The organism is Marinilabilia sp. (assembly GCF_016278715.1).
Lineage (GTDB): Bacteria > Bacteroidota > Bacteroidia > Bacteroidales > Marinilabiliaceae > Marinilabilia.
This window is the reverse complement of the sequence record NZ_JADQBH010000072.1, coordinates 1-7,984: the sequence shown is the minus strand read 5'-3', so window position 1 is coordinate 7,984 and position 7,984 is coordinate 1. Positions and strand designations below refer to the sequence as shown.

6 protein-coding genes and 1 pseudogene are annotated in these 7,984 nt (G+C 43.7%); 1 reads left to right on the top strand and 6 read right to left on the bottom strand.

Annotation, left to right across the window (positions count from 1 at the left end):
• Positions 1 to 119: 119 nt before the first annotated feature.
• From QZZ43_RS04750 to QZZ43_RS04730, 5 genes are all read right to left on the bottom strand, one after another.
• The gene (locus tag QZZ43_RS04750) at positions 120 to 998 is read right to left on the bottom strand and encodes a glucosaminidase domain-containing protein (RefSeq protein WP_291856762.1); all 879 of its coding nucleotides are present in this window, start codon (positions 996 to 998) and stop codon (positions 120 to 122) included.
• Between the two features lie 15 nt (positions 999 to 1,013).
• Positions 1,014 to 2,120 (bottom strand): glycoside hydrolase family 88 protein, encoded by a 1,107-nt coding sequence (locus QZZ43_RS04745; RefSeq protein ID WP_291856760.1) that lies wholly within the window; start codon positions 2,118 to 2,120, stop codon positions 1,014 to 1,016.
• Positions 2,121 to 2,201: 81 nt separating this feature from the next.
• Positions 2,202 to 3,215, bottom strand: coding sequence for a histone deacetylase family protein (locus QZZ43_RS04740; RefSeq protein WP_291856758.1), 1,014 nt, complete (start codon positions 3,213 to 3,215; stop codon positions 2,202 to 2,204).
• A 93-nt stretch (positions 3,216 to 3,308) separates the two neighbouring features.
• Positions 3,309 to 3,491: a hypothetical protein gene (locus QZZ43_RS04735; RefSeq protein ID WP_291856756.1), complete on the bottom strand. Its 183-nt coding sequence runs from the start codon at positions 3,489 to 3,491 to the stop codon at positions 3,309 to 3,311.
• 98 nt (positions 3,492 to 3,589) lie between these two features.
• Positions 3,590 to 5,731 carry a P1 family peptidase gene (locus tag QZZ43_RS04730; protein WP_291856755.1) on the bottom strand — a complete coding sequence of 714 codons (2,142 nt, stop codon included), beginning with the start codon at positions 5,729 to 5,731 and terminating at the stop codon, positions 3,590 to 3,592.
• A 401-nt stretch (positions 5,732 to 6,132) separates the two neighbouring features.
• Here QZZ43_RS04730 and QZZ43_RS04725 point away from each other — a divergent pair, with 401 nt between their 5' ends.
• Positions 6,133 to 7,683, top strand: a complete 1,551-nt coding sequence (locus QZZ43_RS04725; protein ID WP_291856753.1) for a methyl-accepting chemotaxis protein — start codon at positions 6,133 to 6,135, stop codon at positions 7,681 to 7,683.
• Between the two features lie 89 nt (positions 7,684 to 7,772).
• On the opposite strand, the pseudogene QZZ43_RS04720 reads toward QZZ43_RS04725, so the two are convergent.
• Positions 7,773 to 7,984, bottom strand: a pseudogene (locus QZZ43_RS04720) (TonB-dependent receptor); the annotation flags it as partial.

The window sequence follows — 7,984 nt, the reverse complement described above, 5'->3', positions numbered from 1 at the left end:
CGATCTAATCTGTATTTAACTGTTGCCAAAGGGGCTCCCCGGGATTATCGGCTGAAGTGTTGCCTGAAGTGTTTCCCACGCATGCAGCAAAAAATGGCAGGAAAAGGAATATCCTGATTTTACGAAGCCAGTAAATTTTTCCAGTTTTCATCATTCTTATCAATTTCTTCCAGTTGATAATGATCGTATTGTGAAAAGTCATTGAATTCAATGATAGTCCGTAAAGAAACCACGTACCCCAGGCGTTTTTCCGAATAATTACTTAAAAACCAAATCAACCGATAAGGATTCTGAGATTTCATCCTTGTTTTACGAAAATCTTTGTAAACACTTCCTCTGGCAATAACCAGCAAATAATCGTAAACCGAATCGAAAAGTGTATCATAACTCCTTAAAAAAACAGTGTCCTCCCCTCTCGATTCACCCGCCACAATGCGCTTTTCATTGGTGTTGTACGACCAAATCCCAAAAGCATTGTTGGCTTCTTTGAAAAACCGGGAGCTGCCCCATCCACTTTCAATAGCAGCCTGGGCAAGGACAATACTGACAGGATGAGTTTGCAATCTGTTGAGTAGGTCGTTCACATTTTTGGCTTTGAACTTCTCAAAGTAATTGTTCAAAATGATACTATCTTCTGCTGAAAGCCCTTTCTCCTCCCTTTTGTTAACAATACGTTCAATCTGCAAACGCTCGGTAGAAATTTTTTCCTGAGCCAAAAGTATCGCTGGCAACATCAGATGAATAAATTTCTTTTTGCGCTCCTTAACGCTAAGTTCCGATAAATCAGGGACTTTTAAATAAAGAACCGGTTTCACCAAACTATCGGAATGGATTACAATCGAATCAGCCGTGCTGATATCAGCAATCATGACAGGGCTCCCTGACGGTGGCGCGAGAATCTTAACAAGAGTAAACACAACAGAGCCAATAATCAACAGCCCCCCCGCAATCGACAGGGCATTTCGCCAGGAAAGGTATTCAGTAATTTTTTTCAACATCCGTGTTGTCTTTCTTTAATTTTCAAATGACTCCAATATACTAAAACTCAGCCAAAGCATTGGTGCTTGTCCGTGGAGATCTCCAGAAACAGAAGGTCGGTCAAGGTAATACTGAGGATCCTTACTTTGCCCGGTTCCAACACAAACACCCGAAAGCTTTCCTTTATCATCAACCCGATTGGCAAGAGCCAACCAGGCTTTCTCCCAGGCATCCTCATATTTATCACCTAAAATAATCTCATGGTCCACGCCAAGTTTTATAGCATAAGCAAACATAGCACTTCCGGAAGACTCCTCCCAGGCATCCTCATAATCAATCAACTGACGCCACAAACCTGAATCAACCTGATAATGAACCAACGAATTCATCATTATTAAATAACTTTCTGATATGAAATTAAAAGATGGATGATTGCGGGGTAGAACCGACAACAGTTCTGCCATCGCCACCGCCATCCAACCGTTTCCGCGGCTCCAGAAAAAGGGAGCCTGCGGTCCATGAAAGAAAAGACCGTTGGGTTGTTGAAGTTTGTTCAAATAATCATTCATGGTCAGTGCCACCCGGTCAATGTAACGGGAATCTCCTGTCGCCTTAAACGCTTCAATCTGCAAAATGCCAATCATATACATATCGTCTATCCAATAACGAACCTGGTTGGACAAACCTCCAGGCAAAGGATTTTCCCACTGTTTGTCGGCCATTTGGAGCCCCATTCGTTTATATTTAGGGTTTTTACTCCAATGATAAAACTGAAGAGGCAGCACTCCAATAACATTGGCATCCACATGATTGGCAGGCAATGTGTCAAAATTGGCCAAAATTCCCTCGTATCGCCCTTTTAGCCCTTCAACAAAAGCAGAATCAGTCAAAAAGCCGGCCAGCTTAATCGCACCCATTGCCGTGATGGCTTCAGCATAATGCACAGTATTCAGAAAGTCGGTTTCATACATCATTATTTCATCCCGCTCAAGCAGTTGTTTTATGATTTTTCTCCCAACCTCCTCAGGATTGGCATTCTCTGAATCAAAAATGGCAGGTTGACCTGCCATGTCACATGAAACCAGTCCCACAAAGAGCAGAGATAACAAGATTCTTTTGGCTGTAAAAGAAAGATGGTACATATTATCAAAAGAACTTTAGTGTTTTTAGATATTAGATGTTACTTCATATAATTTTGAAATGCTGTATTTTATTTTAAATTTTTACTTCTCCTCAAAGGCCAGTAAAAAATTCTTCACACATTGCCCAACAGTTTCTGTGTTGTATCCGCCCTCCTGACAGATTAATGTTGGAATATTGAGCAAGCTAAACGCTTTACCTATCTCAAAATAATCATCGGTATGCAGATTAAAACCTCCGATGGGATCGTCTTCGTGTGTATCGAACCCGGCAGCAATAATAAGATACCCCGGATTAAATGCCTCTATTTTATAAACAATTCGCTTCACCGCTTCAAGATACTCAGGCAATTCAGTTTTTTTAGGCAGCGGCTCATTGTGATTGGTTCCTATGGCCTGCCCTTTGCCTTTTTCATCAGCATAACCCCAAAAATAAGGATATTCAATGGAAGGGTCGCAATGCACCGAGGCAGTAAACACCGATTTCACTTCCTGAAAAAATTCCTGAGTCCCGTTTCCGTGATGAAAATCCAGGTCAACAATAGCCACCGTACCGGATGGCAATAAATATTCGGCTGCCGTGGCCACATTGTTGAAGTAACAATACCCCCCAAACACCCGTGGTCCGGCATGATGTCCTGATGGCCGGCATAATGCATAAACTCTGGTTTCCTTTTGGTCGCGCAATATTTCTGCACCCGTCAGTGCAGAATCTGCCGAAGCTCTGACTACATCATAGGTTTTTTGAGTGATGGGCGTCACAGCATCGGTACACCAGATGCCTCCCCACAAAGGAGAATCCACAATTCTGGGCAAATGAGCTCCTTCTCCCGGGAATAAATCGGGATAAAATTCTTCTCCTTCCTTCATCGACGCTGCCGTATTTTTGATGTAATCGTGGTACGGATGAATTTTGGCGATGTACCGTTCCGGAAATGTTTTGGCCGTTACAAACCGAAACCGTTCATCATGCCGAAGGACCTTTTTGATGGCTTCGACCCGCAATGGTGTATCTTTTATTTCATAAGCATCTGGTCCCAGCTGAAATTTCCAATAGGGATTGTGAAGACTGTCGTTGTATTTTTCGATGACGATCATTGAGACGGAGATTAAGTTGTAAGGCAGAAAGCAAAATCTTAGGTAAATATAAAGAATACAAAAGAGTTGAACAGATGCTCCATAAAAATCAGTTTAAAATTCATTCAAAGGCCTGAAGTCCTGAATATAAAACACCAATAGACTCTTCACTACGTTTCCAATGACAAGATTAGGTTTGGCGGATTCCGATCCGCCATCATGTTCCCAACGGCGGATTGGAATCCGCCAAACCTGTTCAGAGAACAACCAATCCTGAGGAATTCCATTGTTGAGCATCTCAACTTGTTTTAATGCCCTATGTCCCAAAATTTAATTGAGGAAACCTCTCAGACCGATAACAAAATTCGAAATTCATACCTTTTTGTACGGCCGGTTCATCCATTCCCTTTTCGCAAAATCTCCAGCACCCGGTCGTGCGGAATAGCGGGGCACCAGCGCTGCAGCCGACCACTCATCCCTCCCGAGCAAAAAATGGCATTGAGCACTGCTTCTTCAGTGGCTTCTACCACTGCTTCATATACCAGATTGATGTGATAATCAGAAATACACTTTAATGTAATAAAATTACTGCTTGAAGGAGATGGTCTTGGTTTTCGGTTTCCCGTGCTGAAGGCCACAATAATTTCCCCGCTGGTAGAAGCGGCATAACTTCCGGTTCGTCCCAGGCCCAGGGCGGCACGCCTGGACAGACGATTCAGCTGACTACTAATCAAAGGCACATCGGTGGCCACTACCACAATAACAGAACCTTCAGACATTTCCCGACGCCCGGCATAGTCGAATTCTTTGTCCAGTTGTTTTCCCACCACCGCACCATCAATAGTAAGATTCCGCATCTTGCCAAAATTGGAAAGCACCAACACTCCCACAGTAAACCCGCCCCCTTCGAGCATATCAATAATCCTGGAAGAGGTGCCAATACCCCCCGCAAAGTCAAAGCTGGTCATTCCGACGCCAGCACCTACAGAGCCCTGGAGTACACCTTTATCTGTAGCTGCCTCCATAGCTTTTGAAGCATCCTGCGAACTACAACTTCCCACCCTTACATCATTCAGAAAGGAATCATCAGCTTCGCCAACAACGGGCAATACCACATCGGTATCAGTGCCAAGTCGTGGATACTTTTTTATCATTTGATTGATAACACCGGCATGAACCCGTCCAACAGAATGAGAATTGGTAAGCATAATGGGTGTCTCCAACCAACCGGTTTCTATGACCTGAGTCAATCCGGCCATTTCTCCCACGCCATTGAGGATGAAGCCACCCGCAACCAGGCGGTTGGTATAAGCATGTCCGGCAGGTAAAATTGCCGTTACCCCCATGCGCACACTGGTTGTTTCCGCCTGACCCGGAACCGGAACATTGTCTTCAATCCGGGTAAAATGCCCTACACGCACCCCTTTAACATCAGTAATAGAATTTTGTATCCCCGGTTGCAATCGCCCGACCTGTATCCCCAGTTCACGGGCAGTAGCACGCTGTTCGCCCGACCGGTAATCGCCTTTCACACTTTTTCGGGGTAGTCGCAGGGCCAGCCCATAGCGTCGGGCTGCTGAGCGGATAATCAATCGGATAACCTCCCTGAACTCCAATCCGCGAATTTTTGCGGCCACCATCATCGAAGCATCCGGATGTAAACTGGGCAGTGGGTTGAGCTCAATAAAATAGGGTTCCCCGTTGGTATGCAACCGAATATCTACCCGCCCCAGGTCGGGACAGGTCATGATATCAAACACCTGACGGGCCATTTCCAAAACAGACTTCTCCTCCTGGGCATTAATCCGGGCCGGACATATAACATGTACCGAATCGGCAACTGAAGTGCCCTGCTTCAATCCATAGTCATATATGTTATATTTCCCTCCGGTCTTATCCAAATCGAAGGTATGTTCAACAATGTCAAGAATCTTACCCGGGTAATTTTCCAAAAAAGGCACACTCAATTCTCGTCCGGTAATAAACTCCTCCACCACCAAACCGGCAGGATAAAAATTAAGCATCTCAGTGATGCGGATTCGGGCTGCATCAGAAGACTCCACCACCGAATCCTGAGAAATTCCGATACTTGAGCCTTCGGAGTTGGGCTTAATGATAAGCGGATAATGCAAACCATCAGGAAGAACCTGATCCTTAGGAGTCAGCAATACCCCTTGCGGAACCCTTATCCCTCTGGCCGCCAAAACTGTCTTTGCCAGATGTTTATCCAGATTCAGATGCAACAATGAAGCATTCCCTCCGGTAAAAGGAACCCCCATCTGCTCGTAAAGTCCGGGATAGAAAGCTTCCCGGGAACTACCAATAGTTCCCTCGGCCAGGTTGAAAATCAGTTCCGGTTCACTGTCCAAAAGCCGTTCGATAACCTCATTGGGTTTGCCCGACACTTCTACAACGGACACCGTGTGTTGCAAGCTGGTGATGGTTTTATAGATTCGGTCAATATCTTCGGCCGAAATCAGTTCGGCCGTGGCTTCGGAGTTATCGCCACGAAGATTGTAAGCAATAGTTATTCTCATAAGAAAGGGCCATTTATTGTTTACATAATTAAAGCTAAGCCCTTTTTTAGGAGAAAGTCAATACCACTTTGTCTTCTCACTTAAATCAATACTCCGTCAAGCTTTTACAAGCAGTTGATAATTAATCCATTACAAAACCAGGCAAACAAACACAACTCACTCATAATAAAAGCCTTGCGTCATTGCGTCTTTGCGTTTAAGCTTTATTTTGACGGACTATTGTTAAATGGAACACAACAAAAATTTCTATATATATTAACTATTTTTTTTGTTTATAGTGCATCTCTCCTCCAGATTTTACGTATTGCTAGAATCTTGGTCTCCAAGTCCGTTTAAACCTCTCCCAGTTAAACCTCCCCCAAATTCATCAATTCGTTTTTCAAACACATTCATGCAAAAAAATGAAAAAAATTTCTTTCAAAATTATCACGCTTGCCCTTACCGTCGCTTTGATAATTGGGGTTGCCATTGGTATTGTGACAACCTATTTGCTGAACCAAAAACAGGAAACTGATTTGGAACAGATTGAAACAATGCTCGATCAAAACTTCGATCAGCTTATTAAGTACGAGGTAGAAACGGCTCAAAGCATGCTTCTGAAAATTGATGAACTTTATAAAACCCAGATAATTTCATCGGAGCAAAAGCAGATTCTTGCACAGGAACTTCTGCGCAATTTAAGATATGGAGATGAAGGATACTTTTGGGCAGACACACGGAACGGCCAAAATGTAGTGTTACTTGGAAGCGAAACAGAAGGCACTAATCGATATGAACTGCAGGATGAAAAAGGGAATTATCTGATTAAGAACATCATTGAAGCCGGAATCCAGGGGGGTGGCTTTACAGATTACTGGTTCTCGAAAAAAGGAGGTAACGAACCTCTGCCCAAACGAAGTTACAGTGTTTTTGTAGAACCATTCGACTGGATAATTGGCACCGGGAATTACATCGACGACATTGACACTATTGTCAACCAGATTGCAAACGAAAACAGAGCACACACCAAACAACTACTGTTAACCATAATGGGAATAATTGCACTTCTAATTGTTTTGAGTGTTGGAGTTGCCTGGATTCTTGGAAAACGAATATCCAATCCGATTGTGAATCTAACCCGATCCGCAGGAGAAATCGCCCGCGGAAATTTGAAAGAAGAAATTTCCATTCAGAGTAATGATGAAGTAGGTGTTCTGGCAACCTCCATGAAAAGCATGGCAGATAAATTAAAAGAAATCATTCAAAATATTTCCAGAGCCTCTCAGGACATTAATTCGGCAAGCACCCAAATAAGTGAAAGCTCACAGGCGCTCTCGCAAATCGCTCAGGAACAAGCAAGTGCTTCAGAGGAGGTATCAGCTTCGCTGGAAGAAATGTCTTCCAATATTTTCCAGAATGCGGAAAATTCAGGAAAAGCCACAGCAATCGCCCTCGAAGCTACGCAAAGCATGAAAAAGATGGAGAAATCGGGAAAAGAGAGCATAAGGGCAATTCAGGAAATCGCAGAAAAAATTACCATTATCAACGACATTGCCTTCCAAACCAACATTTTGGCTTTGAATGCAGCAGTAGAATCGGCTCGGGCTGGAGAAGCAGGTAGAGGTTTTGCAGTAGTAGCAGCTGAAGTTAGAAAATTGGCTGAGCGCAGTAAAAGCGCTGCCGACGAAATCGCACAATTATCCAGATCCACGTACAGTGTTTCGGAAGAATCGGCAGGAATCATACAGATTCTGGTACCAGAAATAACCAACACCCACAATCTGGTTCAGGAGATTAACGGAGCCAGCAAAGAACAAAATATCGGAGTTCAGCAGATCAATAATGCGCTACAGGAATTGAATGAATCAAGCCAGGAAAACGCTGCCTCATCTGAAGAGCTGGCATCGAGTGCATTGCAGCTCAACGCACAATCCAAAGCGCTGGATGAACTAATTGAGTTCTTTAAACTATAGAGGAGACAACACTTTGCTCCGGAATATTAATTTCCCCCGGCAATGGAACGCTTTTAACAGCTGCCTTTTTCCGGGGGTTTCTGTTTTAACTAAAACTCCATTTTAAAAAACACCAGCGGAGTAAATGTCACAGCTTCAGCATCAATGTAGGCAGTGTAAAGCTGATCAAGGGGAATCTGCTCAAAACTGGTGTATTTCACGTTATAGTGGTTAAGTACATTAAGCAGCGAAAGACCAACTTCTGCCTTCACCTGGTTCTGCAACACCCTATAAACCAAAGCTACATCCAAACGCGAATAAT

Coding starts and splice junctions, on each gene's coding strand:
- QZZ43_RS04750 (WP_291856762.1), bottom strand. CDS start 998: ATGTTGAAAAAAATTACTGAATACCTTTCCTGGCGAAATGCCCTGTCG.
- QZZ43_RS04745 (WP_291856760.1), bottom strand. CDS start 2,120: ATGTACCATCTTTCTTTTACAGCCAAAAGAATCTTGTTATCTCTGCTC.
- QZZ43_RS04740 (WP_291856758.1), bottom strand. CDS start 3,215: ATGATCGTCATCGAAAAATACAACGACAGTCTTCACAATCCCTATTGG.
- QZZ43_RS04735 (WP_291856756.1), bottom strand. CDS start 3,491: ATGCTCAACAATGGAATTCCTCAGGATTGGTTGTTCTCTGAACAGGTT.
- QZZ43_RS04730 (WP_291856755.1), bottom strand. CDS start 5,731: ATGAGAATAACTATTGCTTACAATCTTCGTGGCGATAACTCCGAAGCC.
- QZZ43_RS04725 (WP_291856753.1), top strand. CDS start 6,133: ATGAAAAAAATTTCTTTCAAAATTATCACGCTTGCCCTTACCGTCGCT.